A 26654-nucleotide genomic window follows, 5' to 3' on the forward strand; every position below is an offset into this window, starting at 1 on the left:
GTTCGATGGTCTCTTTTTATGTGGGAATTTGTTTTTTATGATTTTTTTGATAAAGGTTCTGCCTTTTGGAAGGCGGTAATTTGCGAGAAGGGGAAGCACTCGGAGTTAGCGAAGGCCGTCTCCCCTTCTCGCGCTCTTCCCCTCCTGGCCACGCAGTTGTTCAGCGTTGTGGTGGGCGTAAATGCACTGACGGGATGTGGGATTCGGGGGTGTTGGGGATGGGAGGTTGTGTCTATTGGTGGTTGTGGACGGGAAGGAGGCCCACTTGCGGGCCTGTTCCCTGAGAGTGGTGGGCGAAATGTGTTGATGGTGGGGCCAGGTTGTGCTGCTCATTTTGTCAGAAAGATATTGTATAGCGTGAGCCGGCAATGTATTCCCGGCTGATGTATAGGGGAGCTCCGTCCGGACTTTGCATATAGGAATCCAGGATCATCACAGGGTCCCCCGGTGCAAGGCTTAAAGTCTGGGCCATGTCTGCGGATGCGGTAGTGACTGAAACGGTGCTTCTGCTGGAATCAGCGATGGAATAGCTGTAAGCAGATTTCAGATATTCAAAAAAAGATCCGTTTTCCACAGCCTTGGGATCAAAATCCGGAAAGAGCCGGACTGGCAGCCATGTGTGCACATTGATAATGGGAATCCCGTCAGCCAGGAGAAGCCTTTCCAGGAAGAAAACTTCTTCATCAGGAGCGAGCTGGAGGAAATCAGAGGTCAGACTGTCTGAAGACTTCCTGCAGAAAGCCAGTACATGGGAACCGGGAACACGACCGCTTTGACGGCAGGATTCAGAAAAACTCATATTTTTCTGAGATTCAAATTTCCGGAAGATCATAGGGGATTTTACGAAAGTTCCTTTTCCCTGATGCTTGACAAGATATCCCTGGGTACAAAGTTCCTCTACAGTACGCCGCACTGTGATTCTGCTGACCTGGTAAAGCTCAGCCAGTTCCGGCTCTGTGGGGATTTTCTCTCCAGGCTTATATGTGCCATTTTTTAACTGGCCGGTAATAATATCCATAAGCTGCTTGTAAAGCGGCTGGATTGAATTTTTATTTAACATGAAAATGTCCTTTCTGATGTATTCATAACCAGTATTTTACTATAGTATAACTGGGTTTGTCCAGCAGGATGAAGAGCATAGCGGGGTATGCTGCCGGTCACAGAGTGAACAGTAACAATGTATATAGATGAATAATTACTCATAAATAATGAATATACTCTTTACTATAACGTTATAATATGTTATATTCTTTGAAAAGGTAAACTGTAAAAGCAAAAGAGGAAAAAACAAAGTTAGAAAATCTTTCAGATCCTGAATTTTCAAAGGATTTTTAGGATTTTCAGATGGAACATCTCAAAACAGGAGGATAAAAAATGGACGCAGTAAAAATTGCAAATAAGATCAGCAAAGAGCATGGAACGATCAAAAACGTGTATTTTCTTGCATGCGGAGGCTCTCTGGTAGATTTATATCCGGGATATTATTTCCTGCGTGCGGAATCAGCAGTGATGGATGCACAGTGGATCCCGGCAAGGGAGTTTGCCCTGACACCGCCCAGGAAGCTTGGAAAAGACAGCCTTCTGGTCATCTGCTCACACAGCGGAAAAACAAAGGAATGTCTGGAAGCCGCAAAAGCGGGAATGGAAGCAGGCGCAGCCGTTGTGACCATGACACATGCACCGGGATCTGCCTGCGATACCGATGAGTGGATTTCCATTGTATACGACTGGGCACCGGGAGTAAAAGAGGCAGAGAAGCCACAGGGAATCGTTCTCCGTCTTCTTAATGAACTTATGAAGATACAGGAGCCGGGTTATGGGCTCTATGACAAGATTGCGGAAGGTTTTGGGAAGATCGATGAGATCATTGCAGAAGCAGTTAAAGATCAGCAGAATGCAGCATGGCTTTTTGCAGAAAAATACTCTGAGGAACCGAATCTTTATATCATGGCATCCGGAGCATCCTATTCTCAGGCATACGGTTTTGCCATCTGCTCTCTTCAGGAAATGCAGTGGATGGACTGCGGATATCTGAACAGCGCAGAATATTTCCACGGACCCTTTGAGGTGACAGACGAGGATCATCTGTACATTCTGATGATGAGTCGCGGAAGAAATCGTATGATGGATGAGCGAGTTCTGACTTTTCTTGAGAAATATGGAAGAAAATATGAAGTGATCGATGCAGATAAACTTGGCATGGCAGCGATCGATGACAGCTGCGTGGAATATTTTACACCAATGCTCTTCTACACCATGACAACGGTTTACCGTACTGCGCTGCAGGATAAACGCCGCCATCCGCTGGATATGAGAAGATATATGGGAGTTGTGGAATATTAAGAATGTTGCTGTGCCTCGGCACAGAGAAAGGGGAAAAATGAGCAGATACAGTGCAAAACTCCTTGGTTTTGGAGACAATGTTGTGGATATCTATGATCATCTGAAAACCATGTATCCAGGTGGAAACTGTGTAAATGTCAGTGTCTACGGAAAAATGGCCGGTTGTGAAAAAACAGCATATATGGGATATTTCGGAGATGATGACAGAGCAGAGCTGATCATGGATACACTGGGAAAAATCGGCGTGGAAACGGTAAAGTGTAAACAGCTGCACGGCGAGAATGGCTATTCCAGGATCACGTTAAAAGACGGAGACCGTCAGTTCCTGGATTTTAATGAAGGCGGCATCCGCGGAAAAACACCATATGTTCTGGATCGGTTTGACCTGGAATACATGAAAGGCTTTGACGTGGTACACAGTGGAAATTATTCTTTTACAGAGAATGAACTCCACAAGATCAAAGAGGCCGGAATCCCGGTTTCCTTCGATTTTTCGGATGATTCCACAGAAGAGTATTATGAAAAAACAGCACCGGATGTTACCTATGCGTTCTGTTCTTTTGATGGAACCGATGAGGAAGCAGAAGCCCATCTGAAAAAAATCATCTCCATGGGTCCGGAACTTGCCATGGCTTCCAGAGGTGCAAAAGGATGTATCCTTTATGATGGTGAGAAGTTTTTTGCCCAGGCGGCAGCTCCGCTTGCAGAAGTAAAAGACACTCTCGGTGCAGGAGATTCCCTTATTGCTTCTTTTCTTACCGGATATATCGGAAAAACCAAAGCCGGCGTGGACAGGGAAACAGCAATCCGCGAAAGCCTTGCGGAAGCAGCTGCTTTTGCGGCAGGGATCTGCGGTATGGAAGGTGCTTTCGGATACGGAAAAAAATATGAATAACAGGAGGGGAAAACAATGAGACGCTATGGAAAAAGCAGAGCGTTTATCTGTTTTGTAATGTGCATGATCATGGCTCTGCCGGTATATTTCAGCAGTGCGGTGGCAGTAAAAGCAGCAGAGCAGCAGACCATCATTGTGGGAACAAATGCAGAGTATTCACCGTTTGAATACCTGGATGATGATGGAAATATCACAGGATTTGACTACGATCTTCTGGAGGCCATCGCCAAAGAAGAAAATGTAAAGCTGGTATGGAAAGACATGCCTTTTGATTCACTGATGGGTTCCATGGAAGCCGGAGATGTGCAGGTGATCGCTGCCGGAATAGGACCTACAGAGGATCGAAAAAAGAGTGTGGATTTTTCCGATGTTTATTACACCGGTACCCAGTGCATCATCAGCCGTAAGGATAATCCGATCAAAGATTTTGAGGAGATGTCCGGAAAAACTGTTGCAGTTCTGGAAGGTGCCCATAGCGATATGATCGCATCCGGTGAGACAACGGATTATGGCGAAGTAAAAGATGCAAAAGTGAAACGATTTAAAAACGCCTCCAGTGCAGTAATGGAGCTGAAAAACGGCGGTGCAGATGCAGTCCTGATCGATAATATCATGGCTGAGATCTACTGCAAACAGAATTCGGATCTGCAGTATGAATCTGTGCCAAGTACAGCAGAGGACACTGTTTTCTGTATTGAAAAAGGAAACACAGAGCTTGTTCAGATCATCAATGACGGACTTGCAAAGGTTAAAAAGTCCGGTGTTTATGATGATCTTTACCAGCAGTATTTCGTAGATACGGTAGAAAGCAGTGAGGATGTGACTGATGTAGCTGCAACCGATGGCTTCCTGGGACTTTTAAGCTTTATTTTCCTTCAGGATAATCGCTGGAAATTTTATATCAACGGTCTTGGAATTACACTGATCGTTTCCCTTCTGTCTGTGATCGTAGGTATTCTGATCGGTCTTGTGGTGGCTCTGGTACGTCTTGGAGCTGCGAAAAAAGGCAGAAGAACCATTCTTTCTACGATCGCGGATATTTATGTTGACGTGATCCGGGGAACACCGTCCGTTCTTCAGCTGATGATCATTTATTTTGCAGTATTCCACAGCCGCCTGGGATATGTGGCAGCAGTGGTCAGCTTCGGTATCAACAGTGGTGCATATGTTTCCGAGGTTATCCGCGGAGGTATTTTATCTGTAGATAAAGGTCAGAGCGAAGCAGGCCGTTCTCTTGGCCTGGGATATAAAGATACTATGCGTTTTATTATCATTCCGCAGGCAGTAAAAACAATCCTTCCGGCAATGGGTAATGAGTTTATCCAGCTGATCAAAGAGACGTCTATTCTTGGTTATGTGGGGATCATGGATCTGACAAAAGCGGCAAGCTATGTTTCTTCCCGTACCTACCAGATGTTCATTCCGCTGATCGTTGCAGGTATCATGTATTACCTGATCGTGAAGTGCCTGAGCATTCTTCTGAAGAGATTTGAAAGGAGACTGAGAGAAAGTGATTGATGTTAAAAATCTGAAAAAGTCCTTCGGGGATGTACATGTATTAAAAGGAATCACAACTCATGTAAATAAAGGTGAGTGTATCTGTATCATCGGTCCGTCCGGCTCCGGAAAATCTACGTTTCTGCGCTGCCTGAATCTTCTGGAAAAACCGGAGGAAGGCGAGATCACCGTAAACGGACAGCAGATTCTGGATCCAAAGCTGGATGTAGATAAATTCAGGGAAAATGTGGGAATGGTTTTTCAGCATTTTAACCTGTTTCCAAATATGACAGTAATGAAAAATATCACTCTTGCACCGGTACGCCTTGGCAAATGGAATGCGGCAGAGGCGGACCAGAAAGCAAGGGCTCTTCTGAAAAGAGTCGGCCTTGAAGAAAAAGCAGATGTCTATCCCGGGAAGCTTTCCGGCGGACAGAAGCAGAGGGTTGCCATCGCGAGAGCCCTGGCAATGAATCCGCAGGTGCTGCTGTTCGATGAACCAACATCAGCCCTTGACCCGGAAATGGTCGGGGAGGTTCTTGAGGTTATGAAAGAGCTTGCAAAAGAAGGCATGACCATGCTGGTTGTTACCCATGAGATGGGATTTGCAAGAGAAGTCAGCGACAGAGTGCTTTTTATGGACGACGGAGTGATTCTTGAAGACAGAAAGCCGAAAGAACTCTTTGGCAATCCAGGGGAGGAACGTACAAAGGAGTTTCTTTCCAAAGTATTGTAATTTAAAAAAATATGATGCGGAGAATCCTTTCTCTGAAAAAAGTACCAGTTTCGGGAAAACCGATCCTGGTACTTTTTTTATCTTATCAATATTTTATCATATCGGACAAGCTTATAAAAGCAGAATATCAGGAAGGTAAGTTTTACAAAATATGAATTTGCAGGTATAAAATAAAAATAAATAAAAAAGAAAAAAAGGAAATTATTCCAATAAGAGACGTGATTTTGACAGTTTCTGCAAAATGGATAAGTTAAAGGCGTATAATGAAAGAAAAATATTATGTCAGGAGGAAGAGAAAATGAACTACAAGAAATTGACAGCAGTATTTATGGCATTGGGAATAGCAGCAACGTGTTTTTCCGGATGCGGACTGACAGAGGGGAATGGAGTAACATCTGCTTCGGAACCGACCAAGGCGGCGGCCACAGCAGCACCGAAGGATACAGCTACGCCAACTCCAAAAGCCACAGCAGCACCAAAACCTACGAAAGCAGCTGCGCAGACAGGCTCAGGGTCTCAGTCCGGCAATACAGGAAACACATCTTCAGAAGCGGAAAAAGAAATTACATATATAAACGGAGTTTTAACAGATTCCGATGAGGACAGTGTAACAATCGAGTATGGATCTGACGGGGATTTTAATCAGACAACTTTTGATATCAGTAATGCGGATATTCAGATAGGCGAAAACAAGAAACAGGGGGGACCTTTAGCGGCAAATCTGAATCTTAAAATTGGATATTATGTGGAGAATGGAGATTACATTGCTGTTTCTGTATATGGAGACGGAAGTGAAAGTATGACCCCAAGCTGGGTTTATAATTATGAAATGAAGTCCGTCAGCGGAAATGTAAGATATAACGATGACTCTACCATGACAATAGAGACAGGCTCTGATGGAGATTTCTATGAAATGACTTTTGACATCAGCAGTGCAGAGCTGGATATTCAGGTAGATGAAGTGATCGGAGTCAGTGGTCTTAGAACAAGCCTTAATGTAGATGTAAATTATTATGTGAAAGATGGAGTGAACATTGCTACTTATGTATACAGCGATGGGACAGAATATTTTTCACCCAGTCAGCTGTATAATATGGAACAGAGAAATACCCAGGCAGAAGAGGATACGCAGGAGTATGAAGAATCCGGGGATGCAGATTATATAGACGAGGAAGAGGAAACTTCTGAGGATTATTAACAGGGAGGGCAGAATCAAAGGAAAATCATCATTTACAACAGGGGAAAGAGAAAAATGAGATACAAAAGAATGACAGCATGATTCATAATGCTTGGGATATTGCTGGCAGGTCTTCCGGGATGTGGACAGTCCCCGAATAATAAAGAGACCTCCTCTTCTGAGAGCAGTGCTGCCGACGAACCAGAATCGGAAATCATATATATAAACGGAGTCCTTACAGAATCTGATGAGGACAGCGTAACGATGGAATATGGTTCGGAAGGCAATTTTACACAGACTACCTTTGATATCAGCAATGCCGATATTCAGATAGGAGAAAGCCGGAAACAAGGCGGACCACTGGCAGCGAATCTGAAACTGGAAATTGGATATTATGTGAAAGACGGAAAGTACATTGCTGTTTCTGTATACGGAGATGGAAGCGAAAGTATGACGCCCAGCTGGATTTATAATCATGAACAGCAGACTATGGAGGGAAAAACAAAGGAATAAAACAGATATTAAAAAGGGGATGTGAAAAAACTCGATTGAGTTTTTTCGCATCTCCCTTTTTGTACCTGTTGTGTATAAATGACTGAAATGTTAGAATTACTTCAGACGCTCAGTAGTTATAAGCCCCCTCATAAGCATTACATCGCTCCTTCCGATGTCCCTGCTCCACACAGGAGCTGCACCGGTCACAAAATTCCTGTTCATAACAGGTAGAACAGACACACCCCTTACAGGCATCCCGGTTATAAGCCGGTGTGCAGGTAAAAGGAAGAGTATCCTTCGTAGTTTCCGTACTCATAAAAATCACGCTCCTTTTTTCTACATTATAGCTCCATCAAAAAAGTGTTTCAATATAAATAATCAGAAAATATAAAAGATATACTTTAAAAGTCAGTCATAGATTAAACCCTACACATCTATTCACCCATTCCACACCCAGGGAACAGGAACGTAAGTGCCACATTCCCGTCCACATCTTCGCTAAAATCGGCATAGTGTTTCATATCCAATACAGCAGAATCCATCTTCTTGTCAGTAAAGAATCACATTCCCACAACGCAGAACAACTGCGTGGCCGGAGGGGAGGAGCGCGAGGAGGGGAAATGGCCTTCGCAACTATGAATGCTTCCCCTCCTCGCAAAAACGCCCGCAGCCAAAGCGTCCCACCCGGAAAGGGAACTCCGCCCACTGCGAAAGTGCGTACGTCAGACGCCCGACAATGTACAATATCTAGTACAATTTTATCATTAATTTTATCAATAATACCATCCCTTGTATATTATAAAAAACATACTTCCAATCTGTTGACTTTAAAATCTGAATCTGGTATCTTATGGTCGTCATGAGAAATGTTATATATTACTAACTGTGCGGGCAGTGAACGAATAATCATCGAAACAGAACAGAGAAAGGATGTGCAACAAATTGGCAAAAGTTAATTTCGAGCAGTGGAACGGATTCAAAGGCGATCGTTGGAAAGAGAAAATCGACGTTCGTAACTTCATCAGCATGAACTACACACCATATGACGGAGACGCTTCTTTCCTGGAAGAGCCGACAGAGGCAACTGATAAACTCTGGGGCAAACTTCAGGAGCTTCAGAAAGAGGAGCGTGCCAAGGGCGGCGTTCTTGATATGGAGACAGAGGTAGTAACAGGAATCACAGCATACGGTCCTGGATACATCGATGAGGAGCTGAAAGACCTTGAGCAGGTTGTAGGTCTTCAGACAGACAAACCTCTGAAACGTGCTTTCATGCCATACGGCGGAATCAAGATGGCAGAGCAGGCATGCGAGACTTACGGATACCACGTAAGTGACAAAATCAAAGATGTTTTCAACAACTATGAGTTCAAAACACATAATCAGGGTGTATTCGATATCTACACACCAGAGATGAAGAGAGCACGTCACAACAAGATCCTTACAGGACTTCCGGATACTTACGGACGTGGACGTATCGTAGGTGACTACAGACGAGTAGCTCTTTACGGAATCGACTTCCTGATCGCCGGTAAAGAGAAAGATTTCGCAGCATGCGACCGTCAGGGTATGAGACGTTATGACTTCCAGCTTCGTGAGGAGATCGCAGATCAGATCCGTGCTCTGAAGAAGATGAAAGAAATGGCTCAGATCTATGGCTTTGATATTTCCCAGCCGGCTAAGAATGCAAAGGAAGCATTCCAGTGGCTGTACTTCGGATATCTTGCAGCGATCAAGACTCAGAATGGAGCTGCAATGAGTGTTGGACGTATCTCCACATTCCTTGATATCTATATTGAGAGAGACCTTGAGAACGGAACTCTTACAGAGAAAGAGGCACAGGAGCTTGTTGACCATATCGTAATGAAATTCCGTATGGTTAAATTCGCTCGTATCCCGTCTTACAACCAGCTCTTCTCCGGTGACCCGGTATGGGCAACTCTGGAAGTAGCAGGTATGGGACAGGACGGACGTTCCATGGTAACAAAGAACGACTATCGTTTCCTTCATACACTTGAGGATATGGGACCGGCTCCGGAGCCGAACCTTACAGTTCTCTACTCTTCAAGACTGCCTGAGAACTTCAAGAAATATGCAGCAGACATCTCTGTTACAACAAGTTCCATCCAGTATGAGAACGATGATGTTATGCGTCCGGTATGGGGCGATGACTACAGCATCTGCTGCTGTGTATCTGCTACAGAGACAGGTAAAGAGATGCAGTTCTTCGGCGCTCGTGCAAACCTTGCAAAATGCCTTCTTTACGCGATCAACGGCGGTGTTGATGAGAAGACAAAACAGCAGGTAGGACCGCAGTACCAGCCGATCACTTCCGAGTACCTTGACTATGATGAAGTAATCGCAAAATACGATCAGATGATGGACTGGCTTGCACATCTGTATGTTGGAACATTGAACATGATCCACTACATGCATGATAAATACTACTATGAGGCAGCTGAGATGGCACTCATCGATACAAAGGTTGACCGTTCTTTCGCAACTGGTATCGCTGGATTCTCACATGTAGTAGACTCCCTTTCCGCTATCAAATATGCAAAAGTTAAAGCAATCCGTGATGAGGACGGAATCACAACAGACTTCCAGGTTGAGGGTGACTTCCCACGTTATGGTAATGATGATGACAGAGCAGATGAGATCGCAACAACACTGCTTTCAACATTCCTTGAGAAACTGAAACACATCCATACCTATCGTGATTCCAAGCCGACCACATCCATCCTTACCATCACATCCAACGTTGTTTATGGTAAAGCTACAGGATCTCTTCCGGACGGAAGAAAAGCCGGCGAGCCACTGGCACCGGGAGCTAACCCGTCTTACGGTGCAGAGCAGAACGGACTTCTTGCTTCCCTGAACTCTGTTGCAAAACTTGACTATGAGGATGCCCTTGACGGAATCTCCAATACTCAGACAATCAACCCGGATGCCCTTGGACATTCTGAGGAAGAGCGTACAGAGAACCTTGTAAACGTACTGGACGGATACTTTGACCGTGGTGCACATCACCTCAATGTAAACGTATTCGGTAAAGAGAAACTTATCGATGCTATGGAGCATCCGGAAAAAGAGGAGTATGCAAACTTCACCATCCGTGTTTCCGGATATGCTGTTAAGTTCATCGACCTTACAAGAGAGCAGCAGCTTGACGTTATCGCAAGAACCTGCCACGAAAGGATGTAATAAAAAATATGGACGACCAGAAAAAAATCACTGGCTACGTCCACTCACTGGAGAGCTTCGGCTCTGTTGACGGACCAGGAGTCCGGTATGTGATTTTTTTGAGCGGCTGTGCCATGCGCTGCCAGTTCTGCCACAATCCGGACACCTGGCAAATGAAAACAGGAACGGAGTACACAGCAGATGAGCTGCTTGAAAAAGCCTGTCGATACCGCTCTTACTGGGGAAGTAAGGGCGGTATTACTGTGAGTGGAGGCGAGCCACTGTTACAGATCGATTTCCTCACTGAACTTTTTAAGAAAGCCAAAAAACAGGGAATCCACACAACTCTTGATACCAGCGGCAATCCTTACACAGAAGAGGGCCCATGGCATGAAAAATGGGAAGAGCTGATGAAATATACAGATCTTGTCATGCTGGATATCAAACATATTGATGAGGAACAGCATAAGATTCTCACAGGATGTACCAACAAAAACATCCTTGCCATGGCGCAGAAACTTTCGGATATGGGTGTATCCATGTGGATTCGTCACGTGCTGGTACCGGAGCGTAATGATCGTGACGATTATCTCCATCGCCTGGCTGATTTCATCGCAACCCTGAAAACTGTTGATAGAGTGGAAGTTCTTCCATATCATACACTTGGAATCTTCAAGTGGGAAAACCTTCATCTTGATTATCCACTGAAAGGGATTAATCCGCCAACAAAAGAGCGGATTGAAAATGCAGAGAAGATTTTGGGTGCAGGAGCACATTAATGTAAAAACCATATCACATGTCGAAAAATAGACATGGATATGGTTTTTTTTGTCATTTCTTACTATACTTTGAAAATAAATAGTGATATCATTATGTAATAATAAGAAGAAGAAAAAAGATTATCAAGGTAACGTATAAAGTGAAGGAAAAAAAATGGAGCTAAAGGATATCATGACAATGCAGGAAGTACAGGAGATGAAGCAGCAGCTGGAGCAGGTTTTTTCTATTGTACGTCTGCTGGATGGAGAAACACTGGAAACAGGAGAGGGAATAGAGCCCCCATGTCAGTGCTATTCCATATGGGGTAAGGACGAAAGATGTACTAACTGTATTTCCAGAAAAGCACTGAAAGAAAAACGCCAGAAAACAAAAATAGAAATAGTAGACTCTAAAGTTTATCAGGTAATTTCCAAATATCTGAATATTGATGGCAAACCATATATCATGGAAATGATCAATAATCTGGAAGATGACGATATCATTGATTCAGAAGACAGAGAGAATCTTCTCGCAGAACTCAGTGGATATGCGGATAAATTGTATAAAGACGCTCTTACAGGTGTTTTTAATCGAAGATATTATGAGGATAAGGTCAGAAATCTGGAGAGTTCTGCCGGCGTGGCTATGGTGGATCTGGATGATTTTAAACTTTATAACGATACCTATGGACATGATGCAGGTGATAAAGCATTAAAGGTAGTTGTGGAGGTTATCCGTCGACATGTACGTAAGACAGACAAGGTTGTTCGTTTCGGAGGAGATGAATTTCTTCTGCTGATACCGGACATCAATGTGGATAATTTTACCAAGAAACTGAAGGAAATCCAGGAAGAAGTTCATGCAGCCAGAGTTCCTGGATATTCTCAGCTGAAGTTGTCAGTAAGTATTGGCGGAGTACTTTCTACCGGAGAAAAACTGGGAGAAGCAGTACTTCGTGCGGATAAGTTTATGTATCGTGCGAAACAGCGCAAAAATATGGTCGTGATCAGTGAAAATGAGATTGCAGGAAGAAACAGCGCACAGGAGATCCTTCTGCAGGATAAAACAAGGCTGACGATCCTGATCGTAGATGATTCCGAGATGAACCGCTGCATTTTGTCGGAAATGCTTGGAGCAGATTATGACATTCTGGAAGCGACTAACGGAGAGGAAGCCATTAAACTCCTGAGACAGTATGAAACAGGAATTTCTCTGGTACTTCTTGATCTTGTTATGCCGGTGCTGGACGGATTTGGAGTACTGAGCTATATGAATGAAAGAAACTGGCTTGAGGATATTCCGGTTATCATGATTTCCGGTGAAGATTCCGTTTCCTACGTGAGACGTGCCTTTGATCTGGGAGTTGCGGATTATATCAAAAAGCCATTTGATGCCCAGATTGTATACAAACGTGTTTACAACACCATTACATTATATGCAAAACAGAGAAGACTGCTGGTTCTTGTTACAGATCAGATTTATGAAAAAGAAAAGAACAACCGTATGATGATCAGCATCTTAAGCCAGATTGTAGAATTCAGAAATGGTGAAAGTGGTGCCCATGTTCTGCATATCAATATTATTACAGAACTGATTCTGGAGAGACTGATACAGAAAACGGATCAGTATGATCTGTCCAGCTCTGTAAGAAGAATGATTGTTACAGCGTCTGCGCTTCATGATATCGGAAAGATCGGTATTGATGATAAGATTCTGAATAAGCCGGGCAGACTGACCAAAGAAGAATTTGAGGTGATTAAGACACACAGTGCTATTGGTGCTTCCATGCTGGAGAGCCTGGAATATTATAAAAACGAACCGCTGGTCCGGATTGCCCATGATATCTGCAGATGGCATCACGAACGTTATGATGGAAAAGGCTATCCGGATGGCCTGAAGGGAGAAGAAATCCCGATTTCTGCCCAGGTAGTTGCACTGGCTGATGTATACGATGCGCTGATCAGCGAACGTGTATATAAGAAAGCTTATTCTCATGAGAAAGCTGTTGAGATGATCCTGAATGGAGAGTGCGGTACCTTCAATCCGCTTCTTCTGGAATGCCTGAAAGATATTCAGAGCCGTCTGAAAGAAGAAATGATCTCAATGGCAGAAGAGCGTACGGAGACTGAAGATAAGGGAAGTGCTACCTCAGAATTTGACGGCTACGAAAAAACAAAAGAACAGTTCTTTAAATCCGTGTCTGAAGACATAAAAAAAGAATACATGGATAACGTCCCGACAATGGGGGGGGAACAGACGTTCCTGAAAAATAAAAAAGAATCTGTATAGATCAGAAAAGCTGGTGTGAAACATTGCTCACACCAGCTCTTTGTTTTTGATAAGCATTTCTTTAATAATGCTCTGAGTATACGCACCCAGGTGACGCTGAGTATCCCGGTCAAGCTCAGATGGAATGATCGGTTTGCCATATTCAATTACCACGTGGGTAGGAGACATTTTTGGAAAATTGGCCTCCCAGATATTGGCGGAATTGCTGATTGCAATAGGAATAATCGGGCTTTTGGCTCTGGTTGCAATCTTGAAGCTTCCGTCATGAAATGGCAGCATATCGGTTTCGTCAGCATTTTTGTTTCTGGTTCCTTCCGGGAAGATGCACACGGAAATGCCGGATTTTACATAGTCTGCCGCCTGAAGGATGGTTTTCAGCCCCTGTTTGATGTCTTCTCTGTCAAGGAAGAGGCAGTAGAGATTACGCATCCAGTTGGAAAGCAGCGGATAACGTTCCATTTCTTTTTTGGCAACATAACCGGTACGGATCGGGCAGCGGCTGTAGGTCAGCAGAATGTCAAAATAACTTCTGTGGTTTGCCACATAGAGAACGGCCTGATCTTTCGGAACATTTTCTTCACCGATGACGGTGACTTTGGCACCAGTGATCCACAGGATAAATTTAAATATGGCCTGTACCATGCGCAGGGAACTGATATCCTTGGTCATTGGAGAGAACTTGCCGATGATCCATTCCACCAGAAGAACCGGGATCGTCAGCACCAGATAAGCGATGACAACGATACAGACAAGTATAAATCGAATCATGTCTTTTGTCCTTTCTATATTTTGATGCAGCTTCGCATCCTGATACCATTATACGAAGAATTTCCGATAGTTGCAATAAATCTTTACCGGATTACATAGAATAAATACTGAGTAATGCAGGCTGCTGATAAAAGAGGGAATTATGAAAAAATCAGTTTTTCTGCTGATTGCTGTAGTAACAGCTTTTCTGCTTTCCGGCTGCCGGTTTGTGCGGATTGAGGAAGAAGATCGAAAACCGGTTTCCTATACGGTAGTGGAACATTCGGATATCCCGGAAGAACTTTCCAGGATCATGGAAGAAAAAAAGGAAAAAGAATTTCAGCTAAGCTACGAAACAGGGGAGGATCTGTACCTGGTAAAGGGATATGGCCGTCAGATGAGCGGCGGGTACAGTATTCAGGTAGAAGAACTTGGAGAATCCGGAAACGGTCTTTTTTTTATTACGAGACTTCTGGGACCAAAGGATCTGAGCGAAGCCGGAGTTCCCTCATATCCTTCCATTGTAATAAAAACCCGGCGCCAGAAAAAGCCGGTAACTTTCCGGGAAGGCAGCAGGAAATCAGAAAAAGTATCTGAGAAAGGGGATTAGACTGTGGAATTAAAAAAGGAAAGTATGCAGATACTCAGAGAAAAAAGCAGGGCGAAAAGCCAGGTTACTTTTGATGAGGATTTTAATGTACCGGATGCAAAACCGGATGTGGGAAGACTGATCCAGCATAAGGGACGGATCATTATGGAGGATGTACGCCTTGCAGATGGAAAAGGGATTCTGCGTGGAGATCTGCAGGTAGATGTTCTTTATGTGGGGGAAGAAAGCGGAATTATCAGCAGTCTTACAGCAAAATTGCCTTTTGAGGAAACATTAAACCTGAAAGATATTGTAAATGGGGATAAAATGTGCCTGAAGTGGGAAATAGAGGATCTTACGCTCCGGCTGATCCATTCCAGAAAGCTGAATATCAAAGCCCTGGTAACTTTTTATGCAGCTGTGGATGAGACGGAGCAGATCCGGCTTCCGGTAGCGCTGGATGTTACGGACATTTCTGTGAGAAAGAAGCAGGTACGTTTCCTGGGACTTACTGTACATAAAAAAGACACCTTCCGGATCAAAGATGAATATACCATTGCTTCCAACCGCCCGGATATTTCCGGACTGATCTGGTATACCATGGATGTACGGGGGCTGGAGCTGAAACCGGAAGAAAATATCGTAAAAGCAAGAGGTGAGCTGTCAGTTTTTGTGCTGTATGAATCGGAAGATACAGAAGCACCGGTGCAATGGCTGGAATACGCCCTGCCCTTTTCCGGGGAAGTGGAATGCCCGGACTGTACGGAGGAACTGATTCCGGATATTGAAGTGTCTGTAATGCACCAGAGCCTGGAAGTAAAGCCGGATGCAGATGGAGAAGAAAGAATTTTTGTATCTGATGTAGTGCTGGAACTGGATATGAAGTTTTTCCGGGAGGAAGAATGTTCAATGGTTACAGATGTGTATACACCTCTTCGGGAATGCATTCCGGAAGGAAAAAATGAAGTCCTGGAAAGACTGCTGGTGCGGAATTTTTCCAGATGCCGGATCAGTGACCGTATTCAGGTAAAAGAAACCCAGGGAAAAATTCTTCAGCTTTGTCACAGCCAGGGAAAAGTAAAAATCGATAAGACCAGGATTGTGGAGAACGGAGTGCAGGCAGATGGAGTGGTCATGCTGAAGATTCTGTATATTATCGGAAATGACAGGATGCCTTTTTATTCCATGGAGGCTATGATCCCGTTTTCTCATGTGGTGGAAGCAAGAGGTATCCGACCGGACAGCAGCTACCGGTTAAAGGCGGAACTGGAACAGCTTTCTGCATCCATGGCAGACGGCAACGAAATCGAGATCCGGGCGTCAGTGGGCCTGAATCTTCTTGCGGTGATCCGGGAACCGGTATTTATTATTGATAAAGTGGAAGAAAAACCTCTGGATATGAAAAAAATCCAGGCCATGCCGGGAATACTGATTTATATGGTGAAACCGGGAGATGCGCTGTGGGATATTGCAAGAAAATATCATACATCCATTGAAGAAATCTGCACTCTGAACGGGCTTAAGGAAAACCAGGAGCCATCTCCGGGAACACCGCTTCTTGTGGTGAAAAAAGTAGAAGGACAGATTAAATGAGAAAAAAACAGCAGAAAATGAAAAAAGCTGGAAAATTTTGCTGTTGAAAAGACTGTGAAAATCATATAAAATATACATATAAATACTGTATACAAAGTACAAATGGAGGGGCTTATGCGTTTAAAAGCAATGGCAAAGATCAATCTCGGACTTGATGTTCTGGGGAAGAGAGAGGACGGCTATCATGAGGTACGCATGATCATGCAGACCATCCGTATGTATGATATCCTGGATATCAGAAAGACGAAACGGCCGGGAATCGTGCTGACCACCAATCTTCCGTTTATTCCCACAGACAGCCGGAATCTTGTATATAAAGCAGCACAGATGCTGATGGACGAATTTGGAATTGAAGAGGGACTTTCCATTAAACTTCGCAAGTTTATTCCGGTAGCAGCAGGTATGGCAGGCGGAAGCTCTGATGCTGCGGCCGCATTTGTAGGTGTGAACCGGATGTTTCATCTGGGCCTGACGGAAGAGCAGCTGATGGAGCGCGCAGTGAAGGTAGGAGCAGATGTTCCGTACTGCATTATGCGTGGAACAGCCCTTGCGGAGGGAATCGGTGAGAAGCTGAAGCGACTTCCGAAAGTTCCGGAATGCTATGTGCTGGTAGGAAAACCGGGAATCAATGTTTCCACAAAAACTGCCTACGAAAATCTGAATCTGGCGGGAATCGGGAAACATCCGGATATTGATGGCCTTATCAGGGATATTGAGTGCGGTGATCTTTATGCCATGGCATCAAAAATGGAGAATGTATTTGAGCCTGGAATTATCCGCCAGTACCCTGTAATTGGAAATATCAAAGAACTCATGGAAGAAAAGGGAGCGCTGAAAGCGATGATGAGCGGAAGCGGTCCAACGGTATTTGGTATTTTTGATAACAGAGATAAGATGGCGGCGGCAGCCAGAAGTCTCAGAAAGAGCGGACTGGCAAAAACAGTATTTGCCACGGATATTTACAACAGGGATGGAGGAGTTACAAATGACAAGTGATTTTTCTGTGGATATGAATGAATATCTGCCGCTTCGGGATGTTGTTTTTAACACCTTGAGGCAGGCAATTCTGAAAGGAGAACTGAAACCGGGGGAAAGACTTCTGGAGATCGCTCTTGCAGAGCGTCTGGGGGTCAGCAGAACACCGGTGCGTGAGGCAATGCGTAAGCTGGAGCAGGAAGGTCTTGTGGTAATGATTCCGCGCCGGGGAGCCCAGGTTGCAAGCATTACTGAAAAAGATCTGAATGATGTTCTTGAGGTGCGTATTGCACTTGAGAACGTAGCTATAGAAAAGGCATGCAAGCTGATTACAGAGGAGGAGCTTGGACGGCTCTGGGTGGCAGCCAAAGAATTCGAAAAAACAAAAGCAGAGGGAAATCTTGTTCGTCTTGCGGAAGCGGATGTGGCGTTCCATGAGATCATTTACCAGGCCTCCGATAACAAGCGCCTGAACCAGGTACTGAATAATCTCCGGGAACAGATGTACCGTTACCGCGTGGAATATCTGAAGGAAGAGCAGACCAGAAATCTTCTTGTCAGCGAACACGAAGAACTGGTAAAAGCGATTCGGGAGGGTGATGTGCAGAAAGCACAGGATATTTCTTTTCACCATCTGGAGAATCAGAGAATGGCAATTATCCGTACCATCCGCGCGGAGAATGCAGCCAGAGAATCCGAGAAAAAAGAATAAGAACCGGATATCCGGGGATATTAAGAGAGATGCCACTGGCATCTCTTTTTTTATTGGAAAAGGACGGTGAAACTGTGGAAGAAAAAAAGATTTCAGTATCTCTCCATGAAAATGAATCTTATATCCGGAAGCGCTGCGAAAACTGCGATGATATTCTGATACGGCCCATGCGCCTGGGAGAGGGTCATAAAGTGGACTGTCTGATGGTTTATATTGAAGTGGCAGTTTCCAACATGATGCTGGACGATTCTGCCATTGGAAAGATGATCAATCATTTCTGGGAAATCCCGGAAGAAAAGATTCGGGAATTTATCAGGAGAAACAGTCTCGGAATTGCGGATGTGGAAGAACTTTTTTCCATGGAAGAAGTCTTCGGGGCTGTTCTTTCCGGAAATGCGGTTTTCTTTATGGATGGTTATGATAGGGCCATGAAGATATCCAGCAAAGGCTATCCGGGGCTGGATGTATCAGAAGCGGAAACGGAAAAAGTGCTGCGGGGTTCCAAAGAAGGCTTCTGCGACAGCGTAAAAACCAATGCGGCCCTTGTGCGGAAGCGGATCCGGGATACCCGTCTTAAAGTAGAGCAGCAAAGCATCGGGGTGCGTTCCAATACAGTGGTGCAGCTTCTGTACGTGGAAGATCTGGTGCACGAAGAACTTCTGACCGCAGTGAAAGAACGGCTGGAATCTTTTACTGTGGACGGAATTCTGGATAGCGGAATGCTGGAACAGCTGACCGAAGAAGCATGGTATTCGCCGTTCCCTCAGTTTCAGACAACCGAACGTCCGGACCGGGCGGCACAGGAACTTCTCAATGGAAAAGCCGTTCTGCTCTGCGACAACTCACCGGTGGCACTGGTGATTCCAGGTGCATTTAACAGTTTTATGGAAAGCAGTGAGGACTGGTACAACCGTTTTGAAATGACTTCATTCCTGCGTGTGCTGCGGTATCTGGCTATGGCTGTGGCAACGTTGCTTCCGGGACTTTATCTGGCTGTGATACGGTTCCACACTCAGATTCTTCCGGCCAATCTGATTCTTTCTTTTGCACAGGCAAGGGAAGGCGTACCGTTTTCCAGCGTGGTGGAGCTGGTGTTCCTGGAGCTGTCTTTTGAGCTGATCCGGGAGGCGGGCGTGCGGATTCCCGGAGCTCTTGGAAATGCCATCGGGATTGTTGGAGGCCTGATTATTGGACAGGCAGCTGTGGAGGCTAATCTGGTAAGCCCCGTGGTGGTAATTATTGTGGCATTAACGGCGCTTGGATCTCTGGCGATCCCCAATGAGGAATTTGCGTCTGCGTTCCGGCTTCTGAAGTATGGATTTCTTTTTCTGGGAGGATATCTTGGCATCTTCGGAATTGTGCTGGGACTGTATCTGACAGCGGCACATCTGGCAGGACTTTTAAGTTTTGGTGTCCCATATCTGGTACCCTTTGTAGAAAAAAACGGCCAGGCGGAAACAGGAGGAAGAATTTTGCGCCAGCCATTCCGGAAACGGAAATTCCGGCCGTTGTATGCAAGAGATGACCAGAAGCGCAGACTGCGGACAAAGCCGTGGAGGCAGAAAGGAAAAGGATTATGAGATTTGCAGAAAACAACAGGATTTCCCACAGACAGCTTTTCCGGCAGATCATACTTGTGTTTCCGGCGCCTTTTCTTCTGTGCCTTTTTAAAAACGGAGAAATGCTGGGAGTGAATGCTATGGCAGGGACGATCCTGGCGGCGGTGCTTCTTTCATTTTATGTGATCTGGCTGATCCGTCTTGCTCCTGCTTATGGAGAACTTTCCAGAATGACAGGAAATATTACTGTACGGTTTATTGGACTGTTCTTTCTTTTATATGTAATCTTAAGTACGGCTTTTCTGGCGGATCTTCTTGCAAAAGTAATTCCACAGAGTCTGATCAGCGGGATTTCCGGGAAATGGCTGTCTCTGCTTGCTGTGGCAGCATGCAGTCTGGGAACGCACCGGGGAATGCAGAGAAGAGGAAGGATTGCGGAAATTTCCGGAGGGATTTTTCTGGCAGGGATTCTCCTTCTTATGATTTTGAGTGCAGGACAGGGAAAAGCGGAATATTTTCTGGAAACCGTGGAGGGTACCGGTAGCAGGTTTTCCGGGAAATGGATGATCCGGGATGTGTATGCATTTCTCTGTGTTTTTTCCGGAGTGGGGCTTCTGCCTTTTGGGCTTGAAAAAGTAGAAAAACAGGGAAGTGCCAGAAAGCCGGTGATCCTGGCCTTTCTTACCGTGTGTGGAATTGTCCTTGGTATGCAGGTTCTGCTTCCTGCTGTATTTGGAAAAAACAGGCTTCTGGCGGAAACATATCCGGTGCTGCCTCTTCTGGACGGGGCAGATCTTCCGGGAAATGTGCTGGCAAGATTTGATGTGATCTGGATGGGATTTCTGGTGTTCGGGCTTCTTTTTTCTCTGGGAAGTCTTTTTCATTACGGGAATCAGATTGCGGAAAAAACAAAGCTTGGAAGTGGACGGTACTGGATTCCGGCAGCAGGGTGGATCCTTTCGTTTTACGAAAAAAACGGTGCCGGGATAGAAACGTATTATGGCTGGTATCTGGCATATATTTTTGTGCCGCTGCTTCTTGTGATCCAGATTTTTTTCAGCGTGGAAAATAAAGGCCGGTGGAAGAAAAAAGTGGTGTCTGCGAGCCTGTTTTTCTTTATAAGTCTTATGGGAACCGGATGCGCAGCTGTGGAACCGGAAAAACGAATGTATCCGCTGGCACTGGGCGCCGGTGTTTCAGAAGAAGGTTTTGTGCTGAAATATGCCATGCCGGATATGAATGTGACCACCGGGCAGGAAAAGCCGGAGGAAGATCCGGTTTCCGTACTGACTCTTGCAGGTGAAAATTTTCAGGAGATCGAGGAAGTTTATAACCGGTCTCAGGAAAAATTTCTGGATTTGGGACACCTTCAGGTGGTAATTCTGGATGAAAGCATGCTGACAGAAGAAAACAGAAAAGTATTTCTTGAGTATCTGAAGCAGGAAGAACATGTGGGAGAGGATGTGTATATGTTCCGAACAGGAATGCTGGGAGAGGTTTTTCGCTGGAAAGGGGCAGAAGAAAGTTCTGTGGGTGAGTATCTTCAGGGGATCCAGGAGAACCGTACTACCGGTCAGCAGAAAAAAGGAGTGACTTTAAGAGAGGTGTATCATCAGTTTTACCAGGACGGAACACTGCCGTGGATTCCGTCTGTATGGGTAAACGGGGAGCTTCTGGAGGTGGATTACGGGAACGGTGAATAAATAAAGTTCCGGCTGTTAATAATTCTGATATCCATCAAAAAGATATCAGGAGGGTTTGATTATGAATGCGATAACAACAGGAAAGCATATATTAAAAAGAACATGGGGGATTTTTCTTCTGGCTGCCATAATCCTTGCAGGCGGTACCTGGGAGAAAAGGATTACGGGTTTTGAGAACCCTGGAGTTTATGCCTGGTGGGGAACCATCTACCCGGAATTCTGCTTTGAGAAAGTGGAGGATAATGGGGAAAATAAGCCGGTGAAGATCTCCTTCTGGCTTGCGAAAGCGCTGGATTGGTGATACAATATTCCAACGAGTAATTATAGCGCTCGATTAATTATTTCAGGAGAATAAGATCAATGAATATAGACAGAAACGCACCGGTTGGTGTGTTTGATTCCGGTATCGGAGGACTGACCGTAGCCCGGGAAATCATGCGGAATCTTCCCTCGGAAAAAATCGTATATTTCGGAGACACAGCCCGGGTTCCATACGGAAGCAAATCCAAAGAAACGGTTATCCGTTACTCCCGTCAGATCATTCATTTTCTGCAGGAACAGAAGGTGAAGGCCATTGTTGTAGCCTGTAATACAGCCAGTGCTTTTGCTCTGGATGAGGTGAAAGATGAGCTGGATATTCCTATTCTGGGAGTGATCGAGGCCGGTGCCAGAGTGGCAGCCCAGGAAACCAGAAACAAGCGTGTTGGTATCATCGGTACGGTAGGTACCGTAGGAAGCGGCATCCATGCTTCTTATCTGAAAGAACTGGATCCGGAGATTACAGTTATCGGAAAGGCGTGCCCCTTATTTGTACCGCTGGTGGAAGAAGGATGGTATCACGATCCGGTTACAGAGGAAGTAGCCAGAAGATACTTAAAGGAGCTGCAGGATCAGGAGATCGATACGCTGATCCTTGGCTGTACCCATTATCCGCTTCTGCGATCTACGATCCGGAAGATTATGGGTGAGGAGGTCCGCCTTGTAAACCCGGCATATGAAACGGCGCTGGAACTGAAGAAGCTTCTGGCCGGGATGGATCTTGCCAGTGATGAAGCTGCACAGGAGGAATTTCCATACCGCTTTTATGTAAGCGACCTTGCCGAGAAATTCAAGGATTTTGCCAATTCCATTCTTCCATATAATGTAGAAAAGACGCAGAAGATCGATATTGAGAAATATTAGGAGAAAAAAATGCAAAAAGAAGTTTTGATCCATGTAAGAGGGCTTCAGATGATGGACTCACAGGGAGACCAGGAGCCGATCGAGATCGTTGTACCGGGACAGTATTATTTCCGCAACGGTTCCCATTATCTCAGATATGAGGAACTTCTGGATGAAACTGCCGAACCTACAATCAATTACATAAAAATGTCAGAAAAAGGCCTGGAAGTAAGCAAAAAAGGCCTGGTAAATGTCCATATGGTATTTGAACAGGGAAAGAAAAATATGACTTATTATACTACGCCGTATGGAACACTTCAGATGGGAATTGCAGCTACAAGCCTGGAGCTTAAAGAAAGCGAAGAGAATCTTCAGATGAAGGCAGATTATGCGCTGGATATGAATGAGGAACATGTGGCAGACTGTTACCTGGCGATCCAGGTACAGCCAAGAGACTGTAAGGATTTTGTTTTATAAATATCGGAATCACAAAAAATAACCGCCGTACATCAGGAAAATTCCTGAGATCACGGCGGTTGTTTTGTATTCGGATTATTTACGGAATCTTGCGAGGAAGCCTTTTTTCTTCTTCTGTGGTGTTTCAAGAGAACCACGGATTCCTTTTACGCCAACGATGTAAAGACCGCTGACTTCAGCTTTGATCTCTTTCTTAACCGGGATCAGATCAAAGACTTTCTCATCTGCAATGAGGATGCTGATCTTCGGACCAACTTTAGCTTTTACGATCGGAAGTTTGGAACGACGCATAAGCTTCGGTGTCTGGTCAATGACCATCTGTGGAAGTCCGGAATCTTTCAGTGGCATCCGCTTTTTATCGATGATCAGCATGGAAACTGTCTGCTTGTTGGCCTGGATCTGAGCCTGCTGTTCGTCCTGTTTTTTCTGAGCCTTCTTTCCGAAGAAGTAGAGTGCGACTAATGCTGCGATCAGAATAACGAGGATGACCAGAAGAACAATGGTAACTGTACTCATTTGAGAATCCCCCTGTATGTATATTTGTTTCGCAATCGGTTACATTACGTACAAAACATTTTAGCATTGTTTTCCCAAAAAGGCAAGATAAAAGAAAAGTGAAAAAGACAGGAGGAATGGTGGAAATTTCAGCGTTTACAAGGTATAATGATTGTGCTGTGGTCCACAATATATACCAGATGGATTGCAGAAACAGGGTGATCTTTGTTTATACGTAAGAAACGAAAGAAGACCAGAGATGGAGGAAATTGGTATGGAAGAGAACAGGCCCCGGAGATCCAGACCAGAAATGGGAACTCCGGAGTATGAAGAATGGCGGAAATGTATGCTGGAACGCCGCAGGAAGCGTCTGCAGCGGGAACGCAGAAATCGTCTGATCGCCATAGGAGCAGCAGTTTTGCTTGTCGCCGGAGGCATATCCGCCGGTGTGACAGCTTTTAAAGAAAAAAATACAGCAGTCTCTCAGCAGAAAAAAAGCGCATCTGCTACAAAGGAATCAAACGAAACAGAAAATCAGAAAAATTCGCAGGATGAAAGTTCCAAGCAGAACGTTCCTACAGAAGCTGCCGCATTAGAAGAAACCCTATCCGGTGATACTCTTGCAAAGGCAGATATTCTTGCACAGCAGTATAATTATGACAAGGCAATAGATCTTCTGAAAAAAGATCCGGGTTACGGCTCCAGCCAGAAGATGCAGAATGCGGTAAAAAAATATGAAGAAACAAAAGCAACATGTACGGCATGGCCACTTGAAGAAGTGACGCATGTCTTTTATCATATTCTGATAAAAGATACATCCAAAGCTTTTGACGGAGATTATAAAGAAGCAGATTATAATCAGGTTATGACTACCATTGATGAGTTTAATAAGATTACGCAGACCATGTACGATAAGGGCTATGTCATGGTAAGCATTAAAGACATGGCAAAGGTGGATGAAAACGGCAATATCACAGAAGGAGAAATTCTTCTCCCACCGGGGAAAACACCGTTTGTCCTTTCGCAGGATGATGTATGTTATTATCATTATATGGATGGAGATGGTTTTGCCACAAAACTGATTGTGGATGAAGAGGGGAAAATCCGCAACGAATATGTGGAAGATGATGGCAGCGTATCAGTAGGAGATTATGATATGGTACCATTGATTGACCGTTTTGTGGAGCAGCATCCGGATTTTTCCTACCGGGGAGCCAAGGGAATCGTGGCACTTACCGGGTACAATGGAATTTTGGGATACCGTACAGACGAAAGTTATGAAACACGTCCTGCAGATCTGGATGCAAATAAAGTACAGTGGCTGGACGAACATCCGGATTTCAGTCTGGAGGAAGAACGGGCAGCCGCAAAAAAAGTTGCTGATGCTATGAAGGCAGAAGGCTGGGAATTTGCGAGCCATACCTGGGGACATCAGAATGTAGGACAGATTTCCCTGGAGAAACTGCAGTCCGATACCGAAAAATTCAAAAAAAATGTGGATCCGCTGATTGGGGGAACGGATATCATTATTTTTGCTTTTGGAACAGATCTTACAAATGCAGCAGATTATTCCGGTGATAAATTCGAATATCTGAAGGGACAGGGCTATAATTATTACTGTAATGTAGATTCCAGTCAATATTTTGTACAGATCCGTGACCGCTATTTCCGACAGGGAAGAAGAAATCTGGATGGATATCGTATGTATTATAATCCGGAGCTTCTGGAAGATCTTTTTAACGCAAAAGAAGTTTTTGATTCTGCAAGACCGACACCGGTACCGCCGATGGGATGATCCGCAGATAAAAGATACGAGGGGACTTAAAAGAAAGGGGCTTATTATTTATGAAGAAAAAAATTGCAGGTGTACTGACAACAGTACTTGCAGCGTCACTTCTTGTGGGCGGAAATTCTTCCGTTACCGTTGAGAAGGACAATATGATTGCCCAGTCACAGGACAGTGAAGAAACACAGTCAGATGAGGCAGAAGAGGAGGATACACAGTCTGAAGAAGCAGAAGAAGTGGCCAAAGTAGCAGCAGATCCGGAGGATCAGCCGGCAGCTACCGAGACACCAAAAGAAGAAAAAAAAGCAGAGAAGGAAACCCAGAAACGGGAAGAATCCGAAGACAGTTCCACAAGTACTTCCTCAGACGAAAAAACACTTCTCAAGAAGGCGCAGAAACTGGCACAGCAGTATGACTACACAGGGGCGATTTCTGTTCTTCAGAATAACTGGAAGTTTGCAACCAGTGATAAGATGCAGAAGGCAGTATCAGAGTACAGAAAGAAAAGAGATGCCTGTGTGGAATATCCGCTGGAAAATATTACCCATGTGTTCTTTCATTCACTGATTGTAGACACATCCAGAGCTTTTGACGGAGATTCCGATGAAGCGGGATACAATCAGATGATGACAACAGTCAGCGAGTTTAAAAAGATGATTCAGAGTATGTATGAGAAGGGATACGTACTGGTAAGTCCTCATGACATGGCGGTTGTTAATGATGACGGAACTATGAGCAGAGGAAAGATCATGCTTCCGGAAGGCAAGATTCCGTTTGTGCTTTCCGAAGATGATGTCAGCTATTACCATTACATGGATGATGACGGTTTTGCCACAAAGCTGGTAATTGATGACAACGGAGACATCAAGTGTGAATATAAAAAGGCAGACGGAACAGTTGTAACCGGCGATTACGATGTGGTGCCTATTCTGGACTCCTTCATAAAACAGCATCCGGATTTTTCCTATCATGGAAGAAAAGGAATTCTGGCGATGACAGGTTACAACGGAGTTCTGGGATACCGTACCGACGGTGCCTATAAAACCAAGAAAAATCTTCAGGATGACCAGAAGGCTTTTCTTAAAGCCAATCCGGATTTTGATTATGATAAAGAGGTAAAGCAGGCCAAGAAAGTGGCAAAAGCCATGAAAAAAGACGGCTGGGAATTTGCAAGCCATACCTGGGGACACAGAAATGCAACGTCTTCCACTGCGGCTGAACTGAAAACCGATAATAAGAAATGGGAAAAATATGTGGCTCCGATTCTGGGAAAAACGGACATGATTATTTTTGCCTTTGGTGCAGATATCGGTGACTGGGAAGGATATACTTCGGATAACGCCAAGTATGAATATTACAAGAGCCGTGGCTACCGTTATTTCTGTAACGTGGATTCCAGCCAGTATTTTGTACAGATTACAAGTGAATATTTCCGACAGGGAAGAAGAAATCTGGATGGATATCGTATGTATTATAATCCGGA

At 44.7% G+C, this 26654-nt stretch carries 24 protein-coding genes; 20 read left to right on the top strand and 4 right to left on the bottom strand.

Going from position 1 to position 26654, the window contains the following annotated elements; translation table 11 throughout:
- Positions 1 to 337: 337 nt before the first annotated feature.
- Positions 338 to 1060: a GntR family transcriptional regulator gene (locus tag G5B06_RS09855; protein ID WP_173762210.1), complete on the bottom strand. Its 723-nt coding sequence runs from the start codon at positions 1058 to 1060 to the stop codon at positions 338 to 340.
- Positions 1061 to 1374: 314 nt separating this feature from the next.
- Here G5B06_RS09855 and G5B06_RS09860 point away from each other — a divergent pair, with 314 nt between their 5' ends.
- The 6 genes from G5B06_RS09860 to G5B06_RS09885 all read left to right on the top strand — a co-directional run bounded on the left by G5B06_RS09860 (position 1375) and on the right by G5B06_RS09885 (position 7161).
- Complete coding sequence (locus G5B06_RS09860; protein ID WP_173762211.1) at positions 1375 to 2343, top strand: SIS domain-containing protein; 969 nt, start codon at positions 1375 to 1377, stop codon at positions 2341 to 2343.
- Positions 2344 to 2380: 37 nt separating this feature from the next.
- A complete protein-coding gene (locus tag G5B06_RS09865) occupies positions 2381 to 3238 on the top strand; it encodes a PfkB family carbohydrate kinase (protein WP_173762212.1) in 858 nt (285 codons plus the stop codon).
- A gap of 15 nt (positions 3239 to 3253) precedes the next feature.
- Entirely contained in the window at positions 3254 to 4756 is a 1503-nt protein-coding gene (locus G5B06_RS09870; protein WP_173771905.1) for an ABC transporter permease subunit, read from the top strand.
- On the top strand, positions 4749 to 5471 hold the full coding sequence (locus tag G5B06_RS09875; protein ID WP_173771907.1) for an amino acid ABC transporter ATP-binding protein: 723 nt from the start codon (positions 4749 to 4751) through the stop codon (positions 5469 to 5471). The genes G5B06_RS09870 and G5B06_RS09875 overlap by 8 nt, the downstream gene beginning before the upstream one ends.
- Positions 5472 to 5769: 298 nt before the next feature.
- Positions 5770 to 6669, top strand: coding sequence for a hypothetical protein (locus tag G5B06_RS09880; RefSeq protein WP_173771909.1), 900 nt, complete (start codon positions 5770 to 5772; stop codon positions 6667 to 6669).
- An 87-nt stretch (positions 6670 to 6756) separates the two neighbouring features.
- Positions 6757 to 7161, top strand: a complete 405-nt coding sequence (locus G5B06_RS09885) for a hypothetical protein (RefSeq protein ID WP_117849435.1) — start codon at positions 6757 to 6759, stop codon at positions 7159 to 7161.
- A gap of 109 nt (positions 7162 to 7270) precedes the next feature.
- Here G5B06_RS09885 and G5B06_RS09890 read toward each other — a convergent pair whose 3' ends face one another.
- Positions 7271 to 7459 (bottom strand): hypothetical protein, encoded by a 189-nt coding sequence (locus G5B06_RS09890; RefSeq protein WP_110103587.1) that lies wholly within the window; start codon positions 7457 to 7459, stop codon positions 7271 to 7273.
- Between the two features lie 626 nt (positions 7460 to 8085).
- On the opposite strand from G5B06_RS09890, the gene pflB reads away from it, so the two are divergent.
- The 3 genes from pflB (at position 8086) to G5B06_RS09905 (ending at position 13374) form a co-directional block, all read left to right on the top strand.
- Entirely contained in the window at positions 8086 to 10347 is a 2262-nt protein-coding gene (pflB, locus tag G5B06_RS09895; protein WP_244094548.1) for a formate C-acetyltransferase, read from the top strand.
- An 8-nt stretch (positions 10348 to 10355) separates the two neighbouring features.
- Positions 10356 to 11105 carry a pyruvate formate-lyase-activating protein gene (pflA, locus tag G5B06_RS09900; RefSeq protein WP_147603121.1) on the top strand — a complete coding sequence of 250 codons (750 nt, stop codon included), beginning with the start codon at positions 10356 to 10358 and terminating at the stop codon, positions 11103 to 11105.
- Positions 11106 to 11259: 154 nt separating this feature from the next.
- The gene (locus G5B06_RS09905) at positions 11260 to 13374 is read left to right on the top strand and encodes a diguanylate cyclase (protein WP_173771919.1); all 2115 of its coding nucleotides are present in this window, start codon (positions 11260 to 11262) and stop codon (positions 13372 to 13374) included.
- Between the two features lie 27 nt (positions 13375 to 13401).
- Here G5B06_RS09905 and G5B06_RS09910 read toward each other — a convergent pair whose 3' ends face one another.
- Positions 13402 to 14142 (bottom strand): lysophospholipid acyltransferase family protein, encoded by a 741-nt coding sequence (locus tag G5B06_RS09910; protein ID WP_173762217.1) that lies wholly within the window; start codon positions 14140 to 14142, stop codon positions 13402 to 13404.
- A 142-nt stretch (positions 14143 to 14284) separates the two neighbouring features.
- On the opposite strand from G5B06_RS09910, the gene G5B06_RS09915 reads away from it, so the two are divergent.
- The 9 genes from G5B06_RS09915 (at position 14285) to G5B06_RS09955 (ending at position 22890) form a co-directional block, all read left to right on the top strand.
- Positions 14285 to 14731 (top strand): protease complex subunit PrcB family protein, encoded by a 447-nt coding sequence (locus G5B06_RS09915; protein ID WP_173762218.1) that lies wholly within the window; start codon positions 14285 to 14287, stop codon positions 14729 to 14731.
- A 3-nt stretch (positions 14732 to 14734) separates the two neighbouring features.
- The gene (locus G5B06_RS09920; RefSeq protein WP_295273158.1) at positions 14735 to 16303 is read left to right on the top strand and encodes a DUF3794 and LysM peptidoglycan-binding domain-containing protein; all 1569 of its coding nucleotides are present in this window, start codon (positions 14735 to 14737) and stop codon (positions 16301 to 16303) included.
- 114 nt (positions 16304 to 16417) lie between these two features.
- On the top strand, positions 16418 to 17299 hold the full coding sequence (ispE, locus tag G5B06_RS09925) for a 4-(cytidine 5'-diphospho)-2-C-methyl-D-erythritol kinase (protein WP_147603125.1): 882 nt from the start codon (positions 16418 to 16420) through the stop codon (positions 17297 to 17299).
- Complete coding sequence (locus G5B06_RS09930) at positions 17289 to 17990, top strand: GntR family transcriptional regulator (protein ID WP_021976976.1); 702 nt, start codon at positions 17289 to 17291, stop codon at positions 17988 to 17990. The genes ispE and G5B06_RS09930 overlap by 11 nt, the downstream gene beginning before the upstream one ends.
- Positions 17991 to 18019: 29 nt before the next feature.
- Positions 18020 to 19570, top strand: coding sequence for a spore germination protein (locus tag G5B06_RS09935; protein ID WP_148446249.1), 1551 nt, complete (start codon positions 18020 to 18022; stop codon positions 19568 to 19570).
- Positions 19567 to 21252, top strand: coding sequence for a GerAB/ArcD/ProY family transporter (locus G5B06_RS09940; protein WP_173771920.1), 1686 nt, complete (start codon positions 19567 to 19569; stop codon positions 21250 to 21252). The genes G5B06_RS09935 and G5B06_RS09940 overlap by 4 nt, the downstream gene beginning before the upstream one ends.
- Positions 21253 to 21313: 61 nt before the next feature.
- Positions 21314 to 21553, top strand: coding sequence for a hypothetical protein (locus G5B06_RS09945; protein WP_148446245.1), 240 nt, complete (start codon positions 21314 to 21316; stop codon positions 21551 to 21553).
- A 59-nt stretch (positions 21554 to 21612) separates the two neighbouring features.
- On the top strand, positions 21613 to 22434 hold the full coding sequence (gene murI, locus G5B06_RS09950; RefSeq protein ID WP_147603129.1) for a glutamate racemase: 822 nt from the start codon (positions 21613 to 21615) through the stop codon (positions 22432 to 22434).
- A gap of 9 nt (positions 22435 to 22443) precedes the next feature.
- Positions 22444 to 22890: a DUF1934 domain-containing protein gene (locus G5B06_RS09955; RefSeq protein ID WP_148446243.1), complete on the top strand. Its 447-nt coding sequence runs from the start codon at positions 22444 to 22446 to the stop codon at positions 22888 to 22890.
- A gap of 75 nt (positions 22891 to 22965) precedes the next feature.
- On the opposite strand, the gene G5B06_RS09960 is transcribed toward G5B06_RS09955, so the two are convergent.
- Positions 22966 to 23406 carry a hypothetical protein gene (locus tag G5B06_RS09960; protein WP_148446241.1) on the bottom strand — a complete coding sequence of 147 codons (441 nt, stop codon included), beginning with the start codon at positions 23404 to 23406 and terminating at the stop codon, positions 22966 to 22968.
- Between the two features lie 253 nt (positions 23407 to 23659).
- Here G5B06_RS09960 and G5B06_RS09965 point away from each other — a divergent pair, with 253 nt between their 5' ends.
- Together G5B06_RS09965 and G5B06_RS09970 are read left to right on the top strand one after the other, a co-directional pair.
- On the top strand, positions 23660 to 25180 hold the full coding sequence (locus G5B06_RS09965) for a polysaccharide deacetylase family protein (protein ID WP_330606711.1): 1521 nt from the start codon (positions 23660 to 23662) through the stop codon (positions 25178 to 25180).
- 50 nt (positions 25181 to 25230) lie between these two features.
- A partial coding sequence (locus tag G5B06_RS09970; protein WP_173771924.1) for a polysaccharide deacetylase family protein occupies positions 25231 to 26654 on the top strand: 1424 nt, incomplete at its 3' end.

The sequence above is a fragment of the Blautia luti genome (genome assembly GCF_013304735.1).
In the GTDB taxonomy this organism is placed as follows: Bacteria; Bacillota; Clostridia; order Lachnospirales; family Lachnospiraceae; genus Blautia_A.

Coding starts and splice junctions, on each gene's coding strand:
- G5B06_RS09945 (WP_148446245.1), top strand. CDS start 21,314: ATGAATGCGATAACAACAGGAAAGCATATATTAAAAAGAACATGGGGG.
- G5B06_RS09885 (WP_117849435.1), top strand. CDS start 6,757: ATGCTTGGGATATTGCTGGCAGGTCTTCCGGGATGTGGACAGTCCCCG.
- G5B06_RS09910 (WP_173762217.1), bottom strand. CDS start 14,142: ATGATTCGATTTATACTTGTCTGTATCGTTGTCATCGCTTATCTGGTG.
- G5B06_RS09940 (WP_173771920.1), top strand. CDS start 19,567: ATGAGATTTGCAGAAAACAACAGGATTTCCCACAGACAGCTTTTCCGG.
- G5B06_RS09930 (WP_021976976.1), top strand. CDS start 17,289: ATGACAAGTGATTTTTCTGTGGATATGAATGAATATCTGCCGCTTCGG.
- G5B06_RS09860 (WP_173762211.1), top strand. CDS start 1,375: ATGGACGCAGTAAAAATTGCAAATAAGATCAGCAAAGAGCATGGAACG.
- G5B06_RS09880 (WP_173771909.1), top strand. CDS start 5,770: ATGAACTACAAGAAATTGACAGCAGTATTTATGGCATTGGGAATAGCA.
- G5B06_RS09870 (WP_173771905.1), top strand. CDS start 3,254: ATGAGACGCTATGGAAAAAGCAGAGCGTTTATCTGTTTTGTAATGTGC.
- G5B06_RS09935 (WP_148446249.1), top strand. CDS start 18,020: ATGCCACTGGCATCTCTTTTTTTATTGGAAAAGGACGGTGAAACTGTG.
- G5B06_RS09865 (WP_173762212.1), top strand. CDS start 2,381: ATGAGCAGATACAGTGCAAAACTCCTTGGTTTTGGAGACAATGTTGTG.
- G5B06_RS09890 (WP_110103587.1), bottom strand. CDS start 7,459: ATGAGTACGGAAACTACGAAGGATACTCTTCCTTTTACCTGCACACCG.
- G5B06_RS09955 (WP_148446243.1), top strand. CDS start 22,444: ATGCAAAAAGAAGTTTTGATCCATGTAAGAGGGCTTCAGATGATGGAC.
- G5B06_RS09965 (WP_330606711.1), top strand. CDS start 23,660: ATGGAAGAGAACAGGCCCCGGAGATCCAGACCAGAAATGGGAACTCCG.
- G5B06_RS09855 (WP_173762210.1), bottom strand. CDS start 1,060: ATGTTAAATAAAAATTCAATCCAGCCGCTTTACAAGCAGCTTATGGAT.
- murI (WP_147603129.1), top strand. CDS start 21,613: ATGAATATAGACAGAAACGCACCGGTTGGTGTGTTTGATTCCGGTATC.
- G5B06_RS09915 (WP_173762218.1), top strand. CDS start 14,285: ATGAAAAAATCAGTTTTTCTGCTGATTGCTGTAGTAACAGCTTTTCTG.
- G5B06_RS09960 (WP_148446241.1), bottom strand. CDS start 23,406: ATGAGTACAGTTACCATTGTTCTTCTGGTCATCCTCGTTATTCTGATC.
- ispE (WP_147603125.1), top strand. CDS start 16,418: ATGCGTTTAAAAGCAATGGCAAAGATCAATCTCGGACTTGATGTTCTG.
- G5B06_RS09905 (WP_173771919.1), top strand. CDS start 11,260: ATGGAGCTAAAGGATATCATGACAATGCAGGAAGTACAGGAGATGAAG.
- pflA (WP_147603121.1), top strand. CDS start 10,356: ATGGACGACCAGAAAAAAATCACTGGCTACGTCCACTCACTGGAGAGC.